Source organism: Flavobacterium sp. RSP15, assembly GCF_003968755.1.
Lineage (GTDB): Bacteria > Bacteroidota > Bacteroidia > Flavobacteriales > Flavobacteriaceae > Flavobacterium.
Genome location: NZ_RYDL01000010.1, coordinates 1 through 21147, shown reverse-complemented (window position 1 = coordinate 21147; position 21147 = coordinate 1). Strand labels below are relative to the sequence as shown.

Below are 21147 nucleotides of genomic sequence, written 5' to 3'. Positions count from 1 at the left end.
GCCAAGTTTGTAATTCTTCAACAACTAAATCAGTTTGTGGAGTATTAGCTGGAAATAGAACATCAATAAAACGATGCAAATATGTTAATCTTACTGTATTATGTAAATTTATAAATTCCCATACAGCAGAATACGATGATAATCTAGTTCTGGATGCACCTAACTACTGAAAACAATCGAAACCTTGATAATAGGCCATTATGCCTGAATTACTACTCTGATGCTTTTTCAGTAAAAACCGATAAAGTCCTAATCAAGCGATAAGTCGTTAACTTTTATTGCCGCGTAGGTTCACGTCATCGGTTGGGTTGTTGATTTAAAAATACAAATTTATTGCTTTGACAAAACTAAAGGATTGCACGTGTTGTTTTACAGAAATTATAATTTATTTGAAGATGTAAAATTGTTAAGATTATTGTGATCCAAGATAGAATTAAGGTATCCTATTTTGTGATAACATCCAATTATAGATAATTGAATTGTCATAAACACGTGTCCAGCTATCATGAAAAGCATCATCAAATATTTGGAGTTTAATATCCTTATTGCACTTTTTTAACTTTTTATAAATTTCAATAGAATACTGAATATCAACTATATTATCAAGTAAACCATGATAAATTCTTGTTGGAATTGCAGCGATTTTACAACCTTCTACAAAAGGGATTCTATCAACATATCCGGCAATTGGAACTAAAGCTGCAAATAATTCGGGGTAGCTATAGGCCAAATTCCAAGCTCCCCAAGCACCCATGCTTAGACCGGTGAGATAAATTCTATTAGAATCAATTTCATTTTCAGCAATTATTTTATTAATTAGTATATACAGTTCTTCAGAATTCCAATGTTTGTTTTCTGGGCATTGGGGAGCAAGTATAAAAGAATCAATTTTATTTGTTTTTAGGTATTTTAAAGGGCCATGAGATTTTATTTTTTCCAAGTCGTTACCTTTTTCACCAGATCCATGAAGAAATACTATTAGAGACTTATTTGGCTTTACATTATCTGGTATACTTAATATGTAATTGAGTTCAAATGGTGAAGTAGTTATAGATTTTATTGATCCAATTGTTTCCCTTTGGGCAAAACATGAAATAGATAATAAAAATATTATTATATAATTTTTCATAATTTTGATTATTTAAAATTAATTTTAAAAATAGCTTTTTTATTTTTCAGTATTAATTTTATTAGCATATTTTTTTAAGACTTCTATTGTTGTTTTGTCAGTATCGTATACTGAATACCATCCTTGAAATTCGTGCGGGGGATCTCCTGTAAAATCATCTCCTATTTTCCATATGCTTTTAGGCTGATTAGGTCTTCCTTCACCTGACCATGCCCAAAAATTGACGCCGGAAACCATTGGGATTGATTTACTTAAATTATTTATTTTATTAAAAATAGTTGCATAATATATATCTCTGATAGTAACATTAGCAGAGGGACTATAGCTATTTTTATCTCTAGAAATTCCAAATTCTTCTAAAACTATGGGTTTATTAAATTTTAATGCAATTTGTACATGTGTATCTATATATTCATTTACTTTAACTAAAGCCTTTTGATAGGTATCCTCTGGACGAATTGGATCAAACCAATCCCAGTTCTGAATCCATAAATGGAAGGTAAAATAATCAATATAAGGTGAATTATGGTCTTTTTCAAAATTGGTTCCATTTTCAGATGAAGGTGTATTTCCTTCACTACCAATTGAGACCAAATGGTTTGCGTCAAGTTTTTTAATAGTTTTTGCAGTATCATGTAACCAGCGTCTGTAATTTAGAATATTATTGCTTCCTTCAGGTTCGTTTGCTAATTGCCATGCCATTATTGTTGGATCTTCTTTATAGGCAATGTTATTAATAGAATTTACCCTATTAATAATTTTTTTTAAAAAAATATTAAACTGATTTTTTGCAATAGTATCACTGTAAAAACGCGCAGAATAATGCTGATAAGTCCTCCAATTTCCATTTTCTGCCGGTGGAGGATAAGGAATTGATTCATTGGCATTTGCCCATGAAACATATTGTGCGAAACCACCTGACCATGGCCAGAAATTATTGAGGCACATCACTGCTACCATTCCTCTTTTTCTTAATTCTACTAATAAAAAGTCTAAGCCTACTAATAAGTTTTCATTATATACATTGGGTGCAGTTTGTAAAGCAGGTTGAATGCGCCAAAGAGCTGATTCATTTCCTTCGGAAGCTGCCATAATACGGAGGTTTTTGATTCCTATACTATTTAATCGATCCAACTCTCTTACTAATCGATCCTTATCTGATGAACCCAAATTCATTCCATACCAAAAGTTAGAACCTAAAAAACGGTAGGGTTTACCTTCTTTTAAGAATATACCCTTCTTAACGCTTATAAAGCTTTGAGCCATTACTATTGGCGCTATTGCTATTATAAACAATATGATAAAGCATTTAATAATTTTCTTCATAATCGTTTAAAATCTTATTCTTTAGATTTATTAGTAGAACCAGGCATACATACAGAAACAAGCAATTACTAAAAATAGAGCTTGTAGTCTAAAGTTTTTATACCACACTACTCCTTGGAGCGCCAGTGTTTCTTCGGCCCAAATCTTACGAGTCCAAGTATTTTCTTCAACTTTAGCAAATGGAGGCGGAGTAGTCATTAAACTTACTATGGTATTTGTCAATACACTTAAAACTAATATTATTGGAGCTAATAATAGGAAGTGTAATCCAATTTCAATTTCGAATATATATTTTAAGGTCATGATAACAACAGCTATCAGTAAGCCAGACATTAATCCGCTAAAAGCGCCAATAGCATTCGAACGTTTCCAAAACAATCCAATAAAAAAGGTTCCTACTACTGGGGGAGCTAAATATGATACAATTTCTTGATAATAAGATATTAAAGAATCAAATTGACCGATGTAGGGAGCCCAAGTTACTGCAATGCATAAGGTCACAACCGCTGTTATTTTACCAACCCTTACTTTTTTTTCATTTGAAGCGTTTTTATCAAATTTACAATAGAAGTCCATAGTAAAAAGAGTAGAAACGGAGCTTAGTGTAGCACTTAAAGTAGAAGTCAAGGCAGAAATCATTGCAGAAAGTATAATACCAATGATACCAACAGGTAATAGTTTAATGATCATTCTAGGGTATACCTGATCTGTATTAATACCGTATTTGGATTTTAATTCAGTGCCACTTATAATTTCATTTGGTAAATTTTCAACACCAAAAAGATTAATACCTCTTGCTACTAAACCCGGCATAATAAAAATGAAAAGGGTAAAAAGATATAAAAAGCCAACAAGAAGAACTCCTTTACGGCCATGATCTACTGATTTTGCCGACAAAACTCTTTGAACCATAACTTGATTGTTAGCCCAAAAATAAAATCCTAAAATAGGAATACCTAACCACATCCCCAACCAAGGCACCGTTGGATCATCTAGAGGCCGAGTAAGTTTTAGCCAAACTCCTTCGTTAAACTGAGTTATAAATGCTTCCCAACCGCCAATACTATTCATTGCAAATATAGCAAGGATGGAAGAACCAACAATAAGAACGATTGCCTGTATCACATCTGCATTAATAGCAGAAGAAAGACCGCCAATTATAGTGTAACTTCCTGCTACAATTGCCATACCAATAATAATCCATACGATTTCAGCTTCTGGAAAAATCATTTTAATGATAAGTGCTCCCGTATAAAGTGTTGCAGCGGCATCCAAAAACACATTTCCAATTATGGTTATAAAAGAAAAATAGGTCCTTGATTTACTGTCAAATCTTCTTTCGAGAAATTCAGGCATAGTAAAGATTCCGGATTTTATATAAAAAGGCAAGAAAAAAACGGCGAAAAACACCATCACCAATATTGAAATCCAGTTGTAATTAAAGACAGCTATGCCGCTAATAAAACCCTCACCGGAGTGCCCCATTAGGGTGGAACTTGAGACACTTGCAGCAAATAATGACAAACCAACCACTGGCCAAGTCAAATTTCTACCTGCTAGGAAATAGGCTTCAGAATCATTGCTTTTCTGGTGTCTCAACGCCCACCAAATTATAAATACAATGTAAAGAGTAAGTACAACTAAATCAATTAAATTTAAGTTCGTCATATTGGATTAGTTGTAAGAAGTATAAAGAATTACGCTTTTTGCCGGAATAGCTACCTTTATGCTTTTTTGATTGCTTATTGTAGTTTTGTCCTTTTGGGGAATAGGAAATCCTTTTTCATTGACTATTCTATTATTTTCACTGAATAGGTATTTTTTCACTATTTTTTCTTTTTGAAAATCTTTTATATTTAAATTAAAATTAGCGTCTTTATTACTGTTATTTACAATGGCAATAGTAATATCTCCTGAAGGAGAAATGCCTGCTGCAGCTCTAACTTTTTCAATATTTAAATTTTCAATTTTTACTATTTTCATATCCTTCTCAAAATAGCGACAAATAATCGACCAGGTGTAAAACCAAGGACGAAGGTCACTATCTTCTTTTTTCCCTGTTAGTTCTTCTCCAAGAATATTAAACATTCCCCATCGTTTTAATTGGAATTTATCCCCTTTGTCATCAAGAGTATGCATAGCATCATCTAAATCCCATGCAATTACTGCATCAAAACCACTATTTAAAGACTGAATTAAAGCATCAGCCATATCTACACCATAGTCATAGTCGTAAACAGAAAGCTGACTGTCTTTACTGGAATATTTATCCCCTATATTTTTTTTAGAAGAAGAAGGTCCTGTAATTCCTAATTCCCCTAAAATGAATGGTTTCCTTTCTAAGGAATCAGCATACTTAATTAAGTTAGTGTAGGTTTTTTGAAACTCTCCTACTCGAATACTTTCTTTTGAGGGATAATCGTGAACGTCATAGGCCGATATAAGATCAGGTATCTGAAGTACTGCTTGTCTCGCCCAATCTAAACCTTTGTATTTTGATTTTGGATTGTCGTAAGGAGTTGAATCAGGGCCTATTAAAGCTACATTTGTTGCGAGACCGGCGTTCTTAATAGCTAGATTAAGCATTGAAGCTCCTTGTTTCCATTGATCCCAATCACCATCTGTAGTTGCCCAATATCCATTGGGCTCATTTACAAGATTATAATATTTTATACAGGTGTATTTTTTATCAAGTATCAAATGTTTTAAATTTTTAATAATTAAATTTATCCATTTGGGGTCATTTGCGCCTGTAAAGCTATTTTGAAGATTTAGGTGAGTATCATGAACTTTGTAAGGTTGTCCCCATTCACCCAATATGACAATGATTTTATTTTCTTGGCAATAATCTAGTAATTTATAAAGCGCTTGCATTTGTTCGCTTTCAAAATCTATTAAGGGATTTCCTTTGTTGTCAAAACCTTTTAGATATCTCCAATTTGCCTGATCAATAACACGAACAATTTTTGGTTTTATAAACGAGACTCTCTCGAAAACTTCCTCCCATTTTTCATCGGTCATTAATTTTCCCCATTCCGCATTTTCTGCATCAGCATGAGGATAAGCTGAAAACTCAAAACCAATTCCAATAAATTCGTTTGAAATAACTTTATTTGATTGAATTAAGACTTGAGGATGCGTATTCTGGCTATTGACAGAAAAGCATAACAATGCAAGCAAGAGTAGTGGATGTCGTTTTAAATTCATATCAGTTATTTTATTAAAGTATCTAACAATTGATTAATATTACAAGTTGCCAATCCAATATATTTGTCAGCGGCACCGTAATATATGTATAAAGTCTCATTAATGATTACATTTCCCGTAGGAAAAACACATCCTTTATAGAAACCTTCTATTTCATATTTGTGTTCCGGTTCCATTATCCAATCTTCCAGTCTACCAATTACCTTTGTAGGATCGTTCAGATCAAGTAAAGCTGCTCCAACGCGGTAGAATCCGTTACCTCCATTTTCTACTCCGTGATAGATTATTAACCAGCCTTTTTTTGTTTTAAGAGGAGGAGTACTACCACCAATTTTTTCTTCCCAAGTCCCTTTTTTTCCAGTCATAAGCAGGATACTTTTTTCATCCCAAACCATCAAGTCGTCCGAATAGCGAATCCAAATTGAAGGGTATTCACAACCATATTGATAACCTACCCATTGTTTTGGACGATGTAACATTGCATATTTTCCATTAATTTTTTCAGGAAACAGTATTACATCACGATCATCTAAATTAGTACGAGTTATACGGCCAAGCCGTTTAAATTTTTTAAAATCGGTAGTTACGGCTAGCCCTGAATTTGCAATATTTTCTTTTAATACTAATGGTGCACATGGCCCAGTTTCAGGAATTCGGATTACATCGTGTTCAAAAGTCCAATACTGTCCAGGTGGATAAGGCCGATATGCGTAGGTTACATAAAATTCATTTCCAAATTTAACAATTCTAGGATCTTCGATTCCACCCATGTCAGGACCATCTTCACTTGGACCAAAAACAGGTTGGTTTGATTGTCGAATAAAGTTAATACCATCTTCACTGGTTGCGAGACCAATTCGAATATAATGATCTTCATCATTACCAGCAGCTCTGTATAACATATAAAATACTCCTTCTTCATACCATACTCCAGGATTGCAGACCACGAGATTTTCCCAGCTATTTTCTAAATTTGGACTGAGAATTGGGTTTTTTGTACATTTAATTAATTTCATTATTTATTTTTCTTTTGGAGTTTTTATTCAACGGTTATATTTTCGGCCATCGTATACATATCGGGTAAATCCTTACTAAAAAGCATGTGAGGAGTGTCAAATAGTAATTTGAAATTGCTTGAAGAACTATGTCCTTTAAAAGGCGCATAATAATGTGTTCCTCCAAGTTCAAATTTATTTCTCCACATTACAACCATACTTACATTTTTCCCTGTAAGTGGGATGCTTATTTCGTTGGTCCAGTAGTTATCATAAGCCACGCCATTTACCATTATTGTTTCTAAGCCAGTTTCAGTCACCCCGCAAGGTTTATGTTTTTCCTTTGACAATAATCCTAAGGTTCTTAAATTACTGCTAAAGGCAGATGTATTAGTCCCGTGATAACTGTCCATTCCTATGAAATCAACATAATCGTCACCAGGCCATCGGTATAAAAGGCTTTCTTTTGACCCTAGTTGATCCAACTGTGGTGAGATTGCGAAAATGAGATTGTGCACACTTTTCTCGTTATTGAGATAGTTTAGGGTATATTTCCAAAGATTAATGAATTCTGTTTGAGTGGTTGCACTAGAACCCCACCATGACCAAGATTGTGTATGTTCGTGAAAAGGGCGGAATATAACGGGAATTAATTTGCCTTCATTGTCTTTTAAATTTTGCATAAAAAAAGCTAGTTTGTCCAGCCACGATTTGAATTTTATATTTACAGGGCTTCCGTCAATAAGAATTTGTTGTGCAACAGTGTTATTAGAATTATCCCAAGAATCGCCACCTGTAAGAGGATTATTTAAATGACAATTAGCAATAATAACTTCTCCTCTTTCTCGGGCTTCTTTTATTACACGTTCTCTATCTGAATTTAATGGAGAATTAGAACTGCGGTCGTCCATTATTTCGGCAAAATCAACACTAAAAACAGCGGGAAAATCACCACATACATCTTTAATGTCAGACCCACCGGCTTGAGCCATCCAATTTGTACCATACAGAAGATCATCATGATGGCCAAACATTGTACCTTTAGTTTGAATATTCCACAGTTGAGAATACAAGGCTTTAGTTTCAATGGTTGCATTGGAATCAACCATTTTTAAAGTTGTTTTATTAGCGGAATTATTTGAGTTTTCGTCATTATTTGATGTTTCTTCCGAAGCACATCCCAAAGAAGATAAATAAATAAAAAGTAGAGTGAGGGTACTATTTTTCATGGTGCTATTTTTAGGGTTTAGTAATCAAAGTTTGTTAAAATGAGAAGTCCTTCAGCGGGTAAACTGATTGTTTTAGGATTCTTAAAACTAATTGTCAAGTCTTCTTTATTCGGAAGTAATTCGTGATCTCCTTTTTTATTTAATTTACCTTTTGCGTAAATAAATTTTTTGCTGTTTTGTAAATCTGGTATTCCAGACCCTATTAGCTTAATTTTTTTATTGGTATTCGCTACATTTACAATTGCAAACATATATTTGCTTCCTTTAGAGATTGCAATTGCTTTGATTTTTGGATCTCCGGTAACGATTACTTTAAAAACTTTAGATTCAGAGGGCATATATTTAGTAAGTAACGACCATGCATAATACCAAGGTCTTACTTCCTCTTCGGATTTTCCGAAATATTCATCTCCAAGAATATTCCAAAATCCCCAAACTTTCAGTTTATTCTTCGCTTCTTTGGCATGCATTGCATCATCTAGCATCCAGACAACAGATCCTGAATACCCCGTGTTGACTGTTTGGAAAAGGGCGTCAGCCATGTCCGTTCCATAGCTATAATCATAAACAAACATTTGGGAATCTTCTATAGAAGCATAAGGTTTAGCTTTGGCTCTTTTTACATTTTCTGTCAGTAGAAGAGCATCTTCTTTGGCTACGAACTTAAACCCTATTTCACCCATCACAATGGGTTTGTCAACAGTAACAGCGTCTTTATATGCTTTTATTATTTTAGTATATTCGCCAGAGTTTACCGTGAATTTAGAAGGATAAGTATGGATGTCATAAATACCGATAGCCTCGTCTAAATTTTGAACTGATTGTGTTATCCAGTCCGTTTTGTCTGCCTCCCAAATTGCAATATCCGGTCCCATAAGGCTGACTTTTTTGTCGAGATTTAAAGCTTTAATTTCTGAGAAAAAATGTGTTACCGCTTTTTCCCATAATTTATAATTCCCATCTGTTACCGACCAATCTCCATTGGGTTCATTGATCATGTTGTAATATTTTATACAAGTGAACCCTTTGTCATTAATTAAAAAATCTAGATATTTTGCGGCTAGATTTAAATTCATTTTAGAAATAGTATTTTCTTTGCTATTGACCATACTGCCGCCCCAATCTCCAAAAGTAACCTTAACATCTCTAGACTGGCAGTATTCTAGAATTGGGGATAAGTCCTTGAAGTTTTTCATTCGGTTCAAGGTGTCCTTTTCTATTAAAGAAGAAGTATTTATCATTACCCTCATAAACTGCGGCTTCATAAAATCTAGACGATTGTATAATTTATTCCAGTCTTGAGCTGAAATTTCTAAATGTTTTTCTCCATAATCTAATTGATATGGATCCCATTGAGCCCCATTACCAATATAATTATGGTTTACAATTGTATTGGCATCAACAGTAACTGTTGCTACGGATAATCCGGAGCAACTTATTACTGTGATCACTAACCAAAATAATGCTGTTATTTTAAAAAGTTTATTTTTCATAAATTGTTTAGGTTTCATTTATTCTTGTTTGGTCATCTCGATCCAATAACGTCTTGGTTTTTTTACAATTTTGTCATAATCAGAAAAGATATTATCCCAATCATCAACCCCATTTAAATTAAAAACTAAAGCATTATTAGTAATTGTATGCGAAAAGCCATTACCAAGATCTTGGGTTCCTGCATCAATATAATTTCCAGAAGTCTCCGTTCCATCTTCAAAAGTGAATGTTAATAAACCCGTGTTGTAGTTTCTCAACCAATTTCCTTCTCCAATAGGAACTTTTCTATAAAAATGATTTACGTCTGTCCTAGGGCTACCTTCAAAAATAAAATTAGCATATAGACCATCTGCCCCCGCAAAATTAGTTACTGTACCGAAAGTATTACCATCATCCGTGATACCCGTTAATTCGAATACTAGGTAATTATCAAGTTCTTTATCGGGACCATTAGTTGTAGGCCAAAGCCAAGGTTTGCTATTGAGGGCCAGCTTTTCGCCACCACCATATTCAGGACCTGTTCCACCATATAGAATCAAGTTGTCAATGCTATATGTTCCAATCAATGTTTCAGTAAAAGGAGTAACCGTCACTTTATATTCCCTTTTTTTGCCTGTAGGGGAGGTGACTAATAATGAGATGCTGTTGTCTGTGTTTTCAAAATTCAAAACATCACCAGTTTTGATCGAAGCCTTAGCCCCATAGGACAAAACTATTTCCTCTACTTTTAAAGTAGAAAGATCTGGTGCTGCATTACTATTTATTGTGAGATTGACAGCGCCCGATACATCATCGATTCGAATAATCTCAGCATTACCTACTTGATTTTCAAATTTAATACTCAATATATTTCGTTCGTTATTCCAATTTCCATTAATAACTTCTTCAAGAGGATCCTTTTGACACGCAGATTGGGTTAATAGTACAAGTGTCAAGACTATGTATATGCTTCTTTTCATAATTGCTATATTAATGGTTTATAATCCAGGGTTTAAATTTATTTCAGTTTGGGGAATCGGATAAAAATTAACCTGATCATCAGATAATCCAGCTGCATTAGGCACTATTTCCACCACTTTGTTAAAGCGACGAAGATCATATAATCTATTCCCTTCTAATGCTAATTCCCAGGAGCGTTCCTTTAAAATTGCGATTCTAAAATCATTTATACTAAGACCTGGAGCCGCATCGCCTAAACCTGCTCTATTTCTGATGTAATTTAAATAACTGTAAGCATCATTTGTTGGTCCTGCAGCTTCAGCATATATTAAGGCGACTTCGCTGAAACGGATCAGGAACGGTTTAGTACTTGTTTTATCGCCTATGAAATCTGGATCAATATATTTCCGACTAAAAGGAAAAGGAATGGTTCCAGGGAATTCAGCAGTTAGTATTCCTTGTTCATTGTATGTTTTTGTTACAAAAAGTTCTGTTTTTCTTTTATCAAGATTGTCAAAACTATTATAAAACTCAATGTTTGTTTGGAATACACTCCAGCCATCGTGTGATTTTGTTAGGGTATTATCTGGGTTTTTAAGATAAATAGTTGCACCATCAATATACGGGATAAATAGTTTTGAAATTTTTGAGTAATCCCCTTCAATAGAACCAGATCTGTCCATTGAAAGCAAGAAAATATTTTCTCTCCCTTGAGGTTTGTTGACATTATAGATTTCAATTAAGTTCGTCTCAAAACCATAAACATTTTGATTTTTAAGCACCTCAGCTGCATTTTTAGCAGCTAATTGATACATTGTGCTAACGTCTTTATTCATTTGCGTATATAAAGACACATTGTGTTCTTTGGAAGAAGCAATAGTTAAATATACTTTAGCCAATAAAGCTTGAGCGGCTGCTTTATCAGCTCTACCTAAAGCTTGGTTAATTTCTAATAATTCAATAGCCTGTGTACAATCTGAAATTATCAGATCGTATATTTCATCTAAATTTTGAGCCATAGGAGCACTAGTCTGATCTAATGTTTCTACTAAAGAAGTGTGAATGGGAACTATTCCGAAAGCCTTTACTAAATTATAATAATTCCAAGCTCTAAGAAAGTAAGCTTCACCCATAAATTTGTCTTTTATAGATTGATCATAAGTGCCCGCTGGAACATTTTTAAGTACAGCATTAGCCCTATTGATAGCTATATAAGTATATTTAAAAAAGTTTGTAAGCATTCCATTATTTATAAAGGTGGACACATTCCATTTGTCTAAATTTTGGTTGTCAATGGCTTCATCAGATTTTGTGTAACTTTCTTCCGTAGTCAGATCCCCTAGATAAAAGATAGATCTTGAATATTCAAGAAAAGTAAGAGCATCATAAGCATAATTGACGGCTGCATCAGCATCAGCTTCTGTTTTATAAAAGTTATCTTCAGAATAAAAACCAGTAGGTTTTTCATCCAATTCACAAGCAGTGATAGATATTAAGAAAACCAATGCTAAAATTTTAAATCTTGTTTTCATAATTTATATTTTAAAATGTTAAGTCTAATCCAAAAGTTATTTTGCTTAATCTAGGATAGCCGCCCCAGTATACTCCATCAATGCCTACTTCTGGATCATAACCTTTAAATTTAGTAAACGTATATACATTGTTGGCGTTTAAATAGACACGTAGACTCTGAATTCCACTTTGTTTTGGGTTAAAAGTATATCCTAATGTAATGTTCTGAATTCTAAGAAAAGAACCATCCTCAATCCACCAATCGGAAAGATTTAACGTCCGTCCTTCTCTTAGACTGGGGTAATTATTTGTAGGGTTATCAAGAGTCCATCTTAATGGAGTATTGCTTGGTTGATTGAAAGCTTGTGTATTTAAAACATCTTGCCCAAAAACGCCATTAAAAAATATTCCAAAGTCAATTTTTTTATATTTCAAACTTAAGTTTAGACTGGCTACAAAATCCGGATTTGGATCGCCTATTATGGTTCTATCATCACTATTGATAATGCCATCATTGTTAATGTCCACATATTTATATTCCCCTGATTGTGCGAGTTCTCCATCTAAACCTGCATTTATTCCTTCTTGTGTATTTTGGATAATACCATTTGTTTTATAACCATAGAAAACGTTGATGGGCTGGCCTACTGCTAGAATATTTGGAAATTGTCTAAATTGTTCCAAACTGTTTCCGGAATATTCAAATTGCATTCCGGTATTCGGGTCTAAAATCAAACCAGATTGTGCTGTACTCCCTAAACTAACGATTTGATTTTTATTTTTAGAAAACACAAAGGAAGAGTTGAATGTTAAATCATCTGTTTGAATTATATCTGCATCTAAAGTAATTTCAAAACCTTTGTTGGAAATTTCACCATCATTTACCCAAATTCTATCATAGCCCGACGATAAAGGAAGAATCCGTTCTCTCAAAAGGTCTTTAGTGTTTTTTTCATAATAATCAAACACAAGATGTAATCGATTTTTTAATAAACCAACATCAAGTCCAAAATTTGTTTGTGCTGTGGTTTCCCATTTTAAATCTGGATTAGGTATTCCGCCCCAAAGGACTTCAATACCTCCTTGACCTGTTCTACCAACTTCAAAACCAGGACCAATAGCAGTAACCCAATTTCCATTGTTATAGTATTGGCTCACACCATAGCGGCTAAGGGTCTGGTATGGGCTAATCCCTTGGTTGCCTGATATCCCATGGCTTAAACGAAATTTTAATTCATCAAAAACATTAAAGTTTTTTATAAATTCTTCATTATGAGCTTTCCAACTCACGGCACCTGAAGGGAATACAGCCCATTGGTTATTCCTTCCAAATTTTGAAGATCCGTCAGAACGGCCTGTCAGTGTTAATAGATATTTATCATTATAAACATAGTTTAATCTAAAGATTCCAGATACTAATTGGGTTTCTGACAAGCCATTAGAAATTCTGTTCATTTCAGGGTTTCCAGCACCCATGTTTTCATTTTGTAAAGTTTCGTTAACAAAATCAAAAGCACCCAAACTGGAACTTCTAGACATATAGCTTTCATAGGTAAAACCACCAGTGATACCAAAGTCATGTTTATTAAATATTTTATTATAATTAGCAAAGGTCTCTGAAACAAAATTGTGTCCTTCCCAGTTGTTAATATAACCAGCACCATTATTAAAATCGCCAGCCTCGGTATAAAGGCTAGGGAAATACTGATCATTTAAGGAACCGCCGTATTTATAATTAAGTCTGGTAGTAAGTTTTAGAGAAGGAACAATTTGCCATTCTATTGCTACTGATGTTATCAAGTCAATAAATTTTGTTATGTTTTTTCTGTTTTCAGTTATAGCTACAGGATGAGAATAATCATTTGGGCCAACGAGGTTATAACCTCCAACACTATTGTACACCGGAAAAATTGGATTTCGCCAATACGCTAAACCTCCGTTTTCATTTCTTTTTCCTTTACTAAGTATGTTAGAAAAACGAACTGTTAAATTTTCAAAGATATCATGTTTAATTCTGAGATTATATCCTCCTTTAGCATAACCATCATTTATATTGACACCATTTTCGGTATAATAATTACCGCTAAGATTAAAACTTGTTTTTTCAGTTGCGCTATTAATACTAAAAAGCGTATTGTTTGAAATGGGATTTTCTCTAAATGCATATTTGTCCCAAGCCGTTGCCGGATATGCGCCAGATTGGAGTTCCTGAATTGATGGATAATACACACCAGTAGCATTATTTGCACCAATGTATAAAGGAGTGAATCCTCCATTAGTTCTACCCTCATTACTAATCTGAGCCATTAAAACGGGATCTCTCCAAAGGTCAAGTTTTGAATTGAATTCAGAAACCGTAGTTTGTTGTTGAATTAAAATTTGAGTTTTACCAGCCTTAGCATTTTTTGTTGTAATAATAATTACCCCGTTCGCACCTCTAGAGCCATATATTGCAGAAGCAGAAGCATCCTTAAGAACATCAACTTTTTCAATATCTGCTACATTAAATTGTTTCAAATCTCCAGCGTCACCTAAAGGAAATCCATCCACTACAACCAAAGGGGCATTTGATCCTCTGAGAGAACTACCTCCTCTAATTCGGACGGTTGAAGATGATCCAGGGTCTTGAGAAGTGGAAATTTGCAAACCTGCTACCCGGCCTTGTAAAACTTGCTCAATAGAGTTTGCGGGGATGTCTTTAAGAACCGTAGTTTTTATTGTGCTGACAGAGCCAGTAAGATCTGCCTTTTTAACTGATCCATAACCAATAACAACAACGTCATCCAGTTGTTCCATATCCTCAATCATGGTTAGATTAAGAGTAGTGTTGATTCCAACATTGTTTATTTGACTTACAAAACCAATAGTAGTAAATATTAATTTGGCATCAGTACTTTTTACAGTTAGCATATATTCGCCATCAATATTTGTAATAGTACCGTTAGTTGTTCCTTGCTCTAAAATATTAACACCAGGAAGTGAAAGACCGTCGCTCGTACGAACAATTCCTTTAATTGCAACTTGGCTATAAGCAGAAAGAGACATCATCAAAAGAATACAAAAAAGCATATTTTTTTTCCATTTTTTTTTCATTTGTTCATTTGTTAAAGAATTGTTATTAAGACTTTGACAAAATAACAACATTGGTTTTGTTTAAATCTTGTAAATGCGGTTGAATTGTAATACTTTAATGAATGTATACTAATACTTTCAAATACCATGTTTATTATTATATTAATATATGAATACTTTTTTAGCTATAAAATTATATTATGTAAATAAAATATTCTTATATTTGAACAAGTATGTTTATTGTATAAGATAATTAAATGAAATAAAATGATACTTTTATGACAAAAAAAGGAGCTATACTAAGAGAATTGGTATCTATATCTGAGGATGATTTTTTCATTGTATTGAATCACACGAATGCAAAATTTGATTTCCCCTTACATTTTCATCCAGAAATAGAATTAAATTTGGTTTTAAATTCATCCGGAAAAAGGATAGTAGGAGATTCTATTATGGAATATGTGGATTGTGATTTAGTTTTGATAGGATCTAATACTCCTCATGTATGGAGCGGGCTTAAAGAAAATCAAGAAGCTCATGTTATAACTATACAATTTCACGAAGATTTATTTTCAACAAAGACTTTAAGCCGAAAACTAGCTATACCTATTCGGGAATTATTAGAGCGTTCAAAGAGAGGTGTCTTATTTTCAAAAGAAACAATTGAAACGCTTAAATTGAAAATAATCCAGTTATCAGACTCTCAAGATTTTGGTTCGTTGCTAGATTTTTTATCTATTTTATATGATTTATCCATTGCAAAAAACACTAAAATGCTTTCTTCACATTCTTATATAGATTATTACAGTTTTCCAGAAAGTAGGAGGGTTGAAAAAGCAAATAATTTTATAAAGGAGAATCTTCGGACAAAAATTCAATTAAAAGAAGTTGCAGACTTAGTAAATATGTCGGAATCTGCCTTTAGTCATTTTTTCAAGAAAAGCACAAGGAGTTCGTTTTCGGATTATATTACTGATTTACGTTTAGGTCTTGCTGCAAAATTATTATTTGAATCAGAGGAATCAATTAAAGAAATTTGCTACGAAAGTGGGTTTAATAATATTTCAAATTTTAATCGCACTTTTAAAAGAAAATTAGGACTTACTCCTAGTGATTTTAGAGATCAAAGAAAACTGATTACGAAACATTGATTTTTATAGTTAAGATTTTTTATTCCCTTAGTTTTGGAATCAATGTTCTTAGTCTGGTATAATCAAAATCAATTTCATAAATACCAAACTTTTTAATTAATAGTCGATAGTTTATTAATAAACTCAAAATTTTATTTTTCTCTTCAATAGTTAATTTATAGCTACCCATCGAAATTGTATCACCTCGACTATATTTATTTACCGTTCCGTAAAATTTCACGGCTCCATTAAGAAACATAAATCGTAAACTTAAAATCTACCTTAGTAAGTTTTGATTTCTTAAAAACAGTATTATAAGTTTGAATTTTACTTAATTTTAGGTTGAGATTTTTCAAGTAATTCTTCAAGATACTTACCCCATATTTTTGGATTTGAATGTGTGCCATGGCCAGTGGTTTTATCTGTAATGGGTAATAAGATATATTTTCCATTTTTAACGTTTTTAATTTCTTTCTCCATTAATCCGAGTTCAGGAGGGTTTACTTGATCATCGGCAGAATTTATAGCAATTAAAGGGGCTTTAATTTTTGATAAGTACGGCTGTGGATTGTAATCTCTTGAGGAGTCAAAAGCATAAATTAAATCATTAGCATCTAATGTTGATGAGTATCTGGCTAAAGTGTTTTCCATCATTTCTTCTGCCTTCGCTTTTGTCGGGGCTGAAATTTGCCATTGTAACGGACTGCTAACCATAAACATTAAAGATAATATAGCACCAGTCATTCCTTGTTTTGGTTGTTGAGTATAATTTCCCGCTTTCCAGTCAGGGTCCATTTCGATTAATTTAATTGCCATTTTTCTTTGAATGCGGTTTCTACCAGCTATTTCTACCGGCAGGCTTGCTAGAGGCATTAGTGCATCCATAAAATCAGGATAAGTGTAGCCCCAAACCCAAGTGTGCATCCCGCCCATTGATGTACCCATTACCAATCGAAGATGGTCTATTTTCAAATGTTCAGTAAGTAATCTATAGTTTGCTAAAACCATATCGTCATAATTGTATTTTGGAAATGCCATCTTTAATTCATTACTTGGTTTACTGGATTTCCCGTGTCCAATGTCATCTGTCAAAATAATAAAATACTTTGTAGCGTCCAACAATTGATCTTTACCAAATAAATTCTCTCCAAATTGTTTACTTAAAAAAGAACTTCCATTTCCTGTGGTGCCATGCATAATCAAAACAGCATTGTTAATCTGACCTTTCTTATCTTTCGTTGGGTTTCCGATCGTTGTGTAATGTAATCTTAGTTGCTCTAAATGTTCTCCACTTTTAAAAGCAAAATCATTTATGATATAATCTCCCTCAATAGGTGCCACGAAATCGACCTGTGCATTCGTACTTTGGGCAGATAAAATAAAAAATATAAAAAAAGTAAATACGTTTTTAATTATCATTTCATTTAAAATTTAAATTAATAATTTATTGATTTGGGAATGTGTTTGAGGTAAAAAAATATAAATATCCTTTCTATTAATTATAATATTCGACTATAGAAAAGTTGTTTCAGGTATGATCTTGCTTAAAAAAAAGATAATTAATATCCTGCGGCCGCACCATCTTTTCTGCTTTCTGAGGCTCCAAAATATACTTTTCTTATAGCGTCATACATTATCGCCTGATAACCACCATAATAACCGCCAAAGCCAACTTTATGTCCCTTCTTGATCAATTTGTTTATTTCTTCAAAATCAAAACCACTTTCAATTAGTATTTCGCCTTTGCCTGCTGCCAGTTCGCCCGTAAAATCAGATGAACCAACATGTTCAAACCTTGGAGCATCTCCTGCTTCTTGCAAATTCATACCAAAATCTATCAGATTCATTAAAACCTGAACATGACCCTGAGGTTGAAAATCGCCTCCCATTACACCAAAACTCATAAATGGTTTTCCATCTTTAGTAACAAAACCTGGAATAATAGTATGAAAAGGTCTTTTTTGAGGGGCATAAGAATTTGGCATTCCTTCAACTAAATTGAAGCATTCGCCTCTATCCTGGAGCATAAATCCTAATTTTGGTGGAACCATTCCAGATCCCATACCTCTATAATTACTTTGAATTAAAGAAATCATGTTTCCTTCTTTATCGGCAACAGTCAAATAAACCGTACCGCCATTGCTTTCTTTTCCAGCTTTAAATATTCCTGCACGGTCGGGATTAATTAAAGCCCTTCTTTCAGTTGCGTATTCTTTCGACAATAAATCATTAACAGAAACTTTCATAAAATCTGCATCAGCAAAATATTTTGCCCGGTCTTCAAAAACAAGTTTTTTTGCTTCATTTACAATGTGCAAATGTTCAGCGCTACCAAAGGGTATTTTACTAAAATCATAACCTTCTATAATATTAAGCATTTGCAAAGTAGAAATTCCTTGTCCGTTCGGCGGTAATTCCCATACATCATAACCCCTGTAATTTGTTGCGACTGGTTCAATCCAATCCGATTGGTGCGTTGCAAAATCTTCATAAGCTAAAAAGCCGCCTTGAGCTTGAATAAATTTAGCTGATTCTCTGGCAATATCTCCCTTATAAAAGGCATCTCTTCCTCCTTTGGCAATTTTTTTATAGGTATCGGCTAAAAATTGGTTTTTAATAATATCTCCTTTTTGAGGTAATTTGCCATCTACAGTATAGGTTTCCTTTATATTAGGGTACTGTTTCATGTATTTATTTATTGTGACTTGCAGATAATAAGCAATTAATTCTGTAGTTGGAAAACCTTCTTCAGCATATTTTATACTTGGTTTTAAAATGTCCTGCATGGGTAGTTTACCAAATTTATTATGCAATTCGAACCAACCATCAACACAACCTGGAACCGATACTGGCAGGGGACCACTTGGTGGGATGTGTGTAATATTATTTTTAGTGAAGTACTCTAAAGTTAGTGCCTTTGGAGATCGTCCGCTGGCATTCAATCCATAGAGTTTTTTGGTTTTTGCTTCCCACACTATAGCAAATAGATCACCACCAATGCCGCTGCCTGTTGGTTCCATCAAACCTAATGCGCCATTTACAGCGATTGCAGCATCAACTGCTGTACCTCCCTTTTTTAAAATATCGATTCCGATTTGTGTTGCTAAGGGTTGGCTGGAGGCTACCATGCCGTGTTGGCCAATAACCTCTGATCTTGAAGCAAAATTCCTGCCCGTTAACCGGTCTTGAGCAAGTATAAATGTTGTTGATATCAGCAACAAAAAGAGGAATCGATTTTTCATTTGTGTATGATTTTAATTAGTTTATATCCCAATATAATTTAGTTTCGCTTTTGTCACCACCTATTTTTGTAGCCGCGTTAGTGTAATTAGTTCCATTTAAATACGTAATGCTAAAACCTCTTTTTAAAACATTTATAGGATCCATGATTTGAATGTTTTTTTCTATAATTTCTAATGCAAGTTCGGAATTTTTGAGATATATTATAAGTTGATTTTGTAATTTATTTTGCAATTGAACTACAGCTACTTTTAGTTGATTCAGATTGAATTTAGTTGCAACGTGCGTTTTGTCTTGTAAGACATTTAATTTTTCGTGGTTGTTTTTTACTGTAAATTGTTACTGCTGCTGCATTGCGTAGCTAGCATTTTTGATTTGGTTTTCATTGGTGTTCAATATATTAACCGTTATGGAGCGAAACAACTTCAATTCTGATTCTAGTTTTGTATTCTCTTCACTTAGTATCCGTCTTGATTTGTCCGCTATTTTTTCTTTGGCTTTTTGAATTGGAACAGAAAAATTATGGAATTTTTGTAATAGGAATTCCGCTAGTTTTGTTGGTGTTATAGCATTGGTATGGGCGAACATTTCGCATACCGTTTCATTTGTCACATGGCCAATACCGGTAATTACAGGGATAGGAAATAGGGTAATTGCTTTGGCTAATTCGTAATTGTTGTAACAGGATAAGCCCACATCACCTCCCCCGCCACGGATAATGGCGACTGCATCGAAATGATGTATTACTTTTTTAATCCTTTCTAATTGTGCAATGATGCCGGTAACTGCTTTGTCTCCTTGCAGTATGGATGGAAATAAAAGATAGAAGAACTTATAATTCCACGAATTTTTATCAATTACGTCTATAAAATCACCAAAGCCTTTGCTGGTAGCTACCGAAATTATTGCAATTCTTTGGGGTAAAAAAGAGAGTTCTAATTTTTTGTTTTTATCATAAATGCCCTCCAACTGTAGTTTTTTAATCGTTTCTCGCTTTTCATTTTCTAAATCTCCTAACGTGTATTGGGGATCAATATCAATTATTTGAAGTGAAAGTCCAAAAGATGGATCGAAGGATATTTTAGCAAGGAATAGTATTTTAATTCCATCTTTGAGCGGTTCTTTTAGTATTCGTAGAAAATTACGATTTATGTTTTGGTAATCATCACGCCACAATGTTGCTTTTATTTGCGCGATTATTTTACCGTTTACTTTTTCTATTATTTCAGGAAAGCAATGACCAGATTGACTGTAATGATTCAGTTTGTTCATCTCAGCTTTAATCCAAAACGCACTTTTATATCGTTCTTCCAGCGTTTTTCTGATACTGTTCGTTACCTCCAGCAGCGAAAAAATAGTCTTATTATTGATTTTTTTAGGCATTCTGAATTTGGATTTATGTATTAAAAGGTGGTTCCTTTTATGTCTTATCAAAGATAAAGTAGTTTTTTCAGACATTTATAATTGAGTCGAAATGATTTATTGAATTTTTGTGATGAAGAATAGGGAGATTTTTTCCGACTTTATTTTCTTTTTTGGAGGAACAATTAAGATTATCGTTTTTTACCTTGGGTTTATATATACGAAATCTTAATTCGTCAGACTTCGGAAAGCTTGAACTATTAAGCAGCATTGTTTCTAAGCAATCTAACCACCCTATTTAGAAAAAAAATCCTGAGTAAGGACATAGCGTAAAGTTAGGGGAACTCTGTTATTTTTCATTGCGTACTCGAGCGGGTTTTGGGCGCAGTGGTCTCCCAGAAGTTGCTAATAGGAATGGGCACGGATTGCAAATCCGCCTTTACTTTGTATTAGATAAAAAACACTAAATTTATTCAAAGGAAAACAGAGGTGAACTATCAATTCCGCTAAGT

General features: G+C 33.5%; 15 protein-coding genes. 1 reads left to right on the top strand and 14 read right to left on the bottom strand.

Annotated features, from left to right (window positions below; genetic code table 11):
• Positions 1-433 precede the first annotated feature (433 nt).
• Genes EKM00_RS10970 through EKM00_RS10925 form a run of 10 tightly spaced genes read right to left on the bottom strand, consistent with a single transcriptional unit; the run spans position 434 to position 14924 of the window.
• Positions 434-1129: a dienelactone hydrolase family protein gene (locus tag EKM00_RS10970; protein ID WP_126516198.1), complete on the bottom strand. Its 696-nt coding sequence runs from the start codon at positions 1127-1129 to the stop codon at positions 434-436.
• A gap of 39 nt (positions 1130-1168) precedes the next feature.
• Positions 1169-2455 carry a glycoside hydrolase 5 family protein gene (locus tag EKM00_RS10965; protein ID WP_126516197.1) on the bottom strand — a complete coding sequence of 429 codons (1287 nt, stop codon included), beginning with the start codon at positions 2453-2455 and terminating at the stop codon, positions 1169-1171.
• 30 nt (positions 2456-2485) lie between these two features.
• Positions 2486-4123, bottom strand: coding sequence for a sodium:solute symporter (locus EKM00_RS10960; RefSeq protein WP_126516196.1), 1638 nt, complete (start codon positions 4121-4123; stop codon positions 2486-2488).
• 6 nt (positions 4124-4129) lie between these two features.
• Complete coding sequence (locus EKM00_RS10955; RefSeq protein WP_126516195.1) at positions 4130-5662, bottom strand: cellulase family glycosylhydrolase; 1533 nt, start codon at positions 5660-5662, stop codon at positions 4130-4132.
• Positions 5663-5667: 5 nt separating this feature from the next.
• Positions 5668-6678 (bottom strand): glycosidase, encoded by a 1011-nt coding sequence (locus tag EKM00_RS10950; protein ID WP_126516194.1) that lies wholly within the window; start codon positions 6676-6678, stop codon positions 5668-5670.
• Between the two features lie 23 nt (positions 6679-6701).
• Positions 6702-7886, bottom strand: coding sequence for a glycoside hydrolase family 26 protein (locus tag EKM00_RS10945; protein ID WP_126516193.1), 1185 nt, complete (start codon positions 7884-7886; stop codon positions 6702-6704).
• Positions 7887-7903: 17 nt separating this feature from the next.
• Positions 7904-9379, bottom strand: coding sequence for a hypothetical protein (locus EKM00_RS10940; protein WP_126516192.1), 1476 nt, complete (start codon positions 9377-9379; stop codon positions 7904-7906).
• A gap of 18 nt (positions 9380-9397) precedes the next feature.
• Entirely contained in the window at positions 9398-10339 is a 942-nt protein-coding gene (locus EKM00_RS10935; protein ID WP_199734647.1) for a hypothetical protein, read from the bottom strand.
• An 18-nt stretch (positions 10340-10357) separates the two neighbouring features.
• Complete coding sequence (locus EKM00_RS10930; RefSeq protein ID WP_126516190.1) at positions 10358-11851, bottom strand: RagB/SusD family nutrient uptake outer membrane protein; 1494 nt, start codon at positions 11849-11851, stop codon at positions 10358-10360.
• A gap of 10 nt (positions 11852-11861) precedes the next feature.
• Positions 11862-14924 (bottom strand): SusC/RagA family TonB-linked outer membrane protein, encoded by a 3063-nt coding sequence (locus tag EKM00_RS10925; protein ID WP_126516189.1) that lies wholly within the window; start codon positions 14922-14924, stop codon positions 11862-11864.
• Between the two features lie 257 nt (positions 14925-15181).
• On the opposite strand from EKM00_RS10925, the gene EKM00_RS10920 reads away from it, so the two are divergent.
• Positions 15182-16054, top strand: a complete 873-nt coding sequence (locus EKM00_RS10920) for an AraC family transcriptional regulator (protein WP_126516188.1) — start codon at positions 15182-15184, stop codon at positions 16052-16054.
• A 306-nt stretch (positions 16055-16360) separates the two neighbouring features.
• Here the strand turns inward: EKM00_RS10920 and EKM00_RS10915 are convergent, their stop codons facing one another.
• The 4 genes from EKM00_RS10915 to xseA form a co-directional block, all read right to left on the bottom strand.
• Positions 16361-17452: an alpha/beta fold hydrolase gene (locus EKM00_RS10915; protein WP_126516187.1), complete on the bottom strand. Its 1092-nt coding sequence runs from the start codon at positions 17450-17452 to the stop codon at positions 16361-16363.
• A 140-nt stretch (positions 17453-17592) separates the two neighbouring features.
• Positions 17593-19275: a gamma-glutamyltransferase gene (gene ggt, locus EKM00_RS10910; protein WP_126516186.1), complete on the bottom strand. Its 1683-nt coding sequence runs from the start codon at positions 19273-19275 to the stop codon at positions 17593-17595.
• Between the two features lie 16 nt (positions 19276-19291).
• Complete coding sequence (locus tag EKM00_RS15095) at positions 19292-19420, bottom strand: hypothetical protein (protein ID WP_255416645.1); 129 nt, start codon at positions 19418-19420, stop codon at positions 19292-19294.
• A 192-nt stretch (positions 19421-19612) separates the two neighbouring features.
• Positions 19613-20656: an exodeoxyribonuclease VII large subunit gene (xseA, locus tag EKM00_RS10905; RefSeq protein ID WP_158614896.1), complete on the bottom strand. Its 1044-nt coding sequence runs from the start codon at positions 20654-20656 to the stop codon at positions 19613-19615.
• Between the last annotated feature and the right edge of the window lie 491 nt (positions 20657-21147).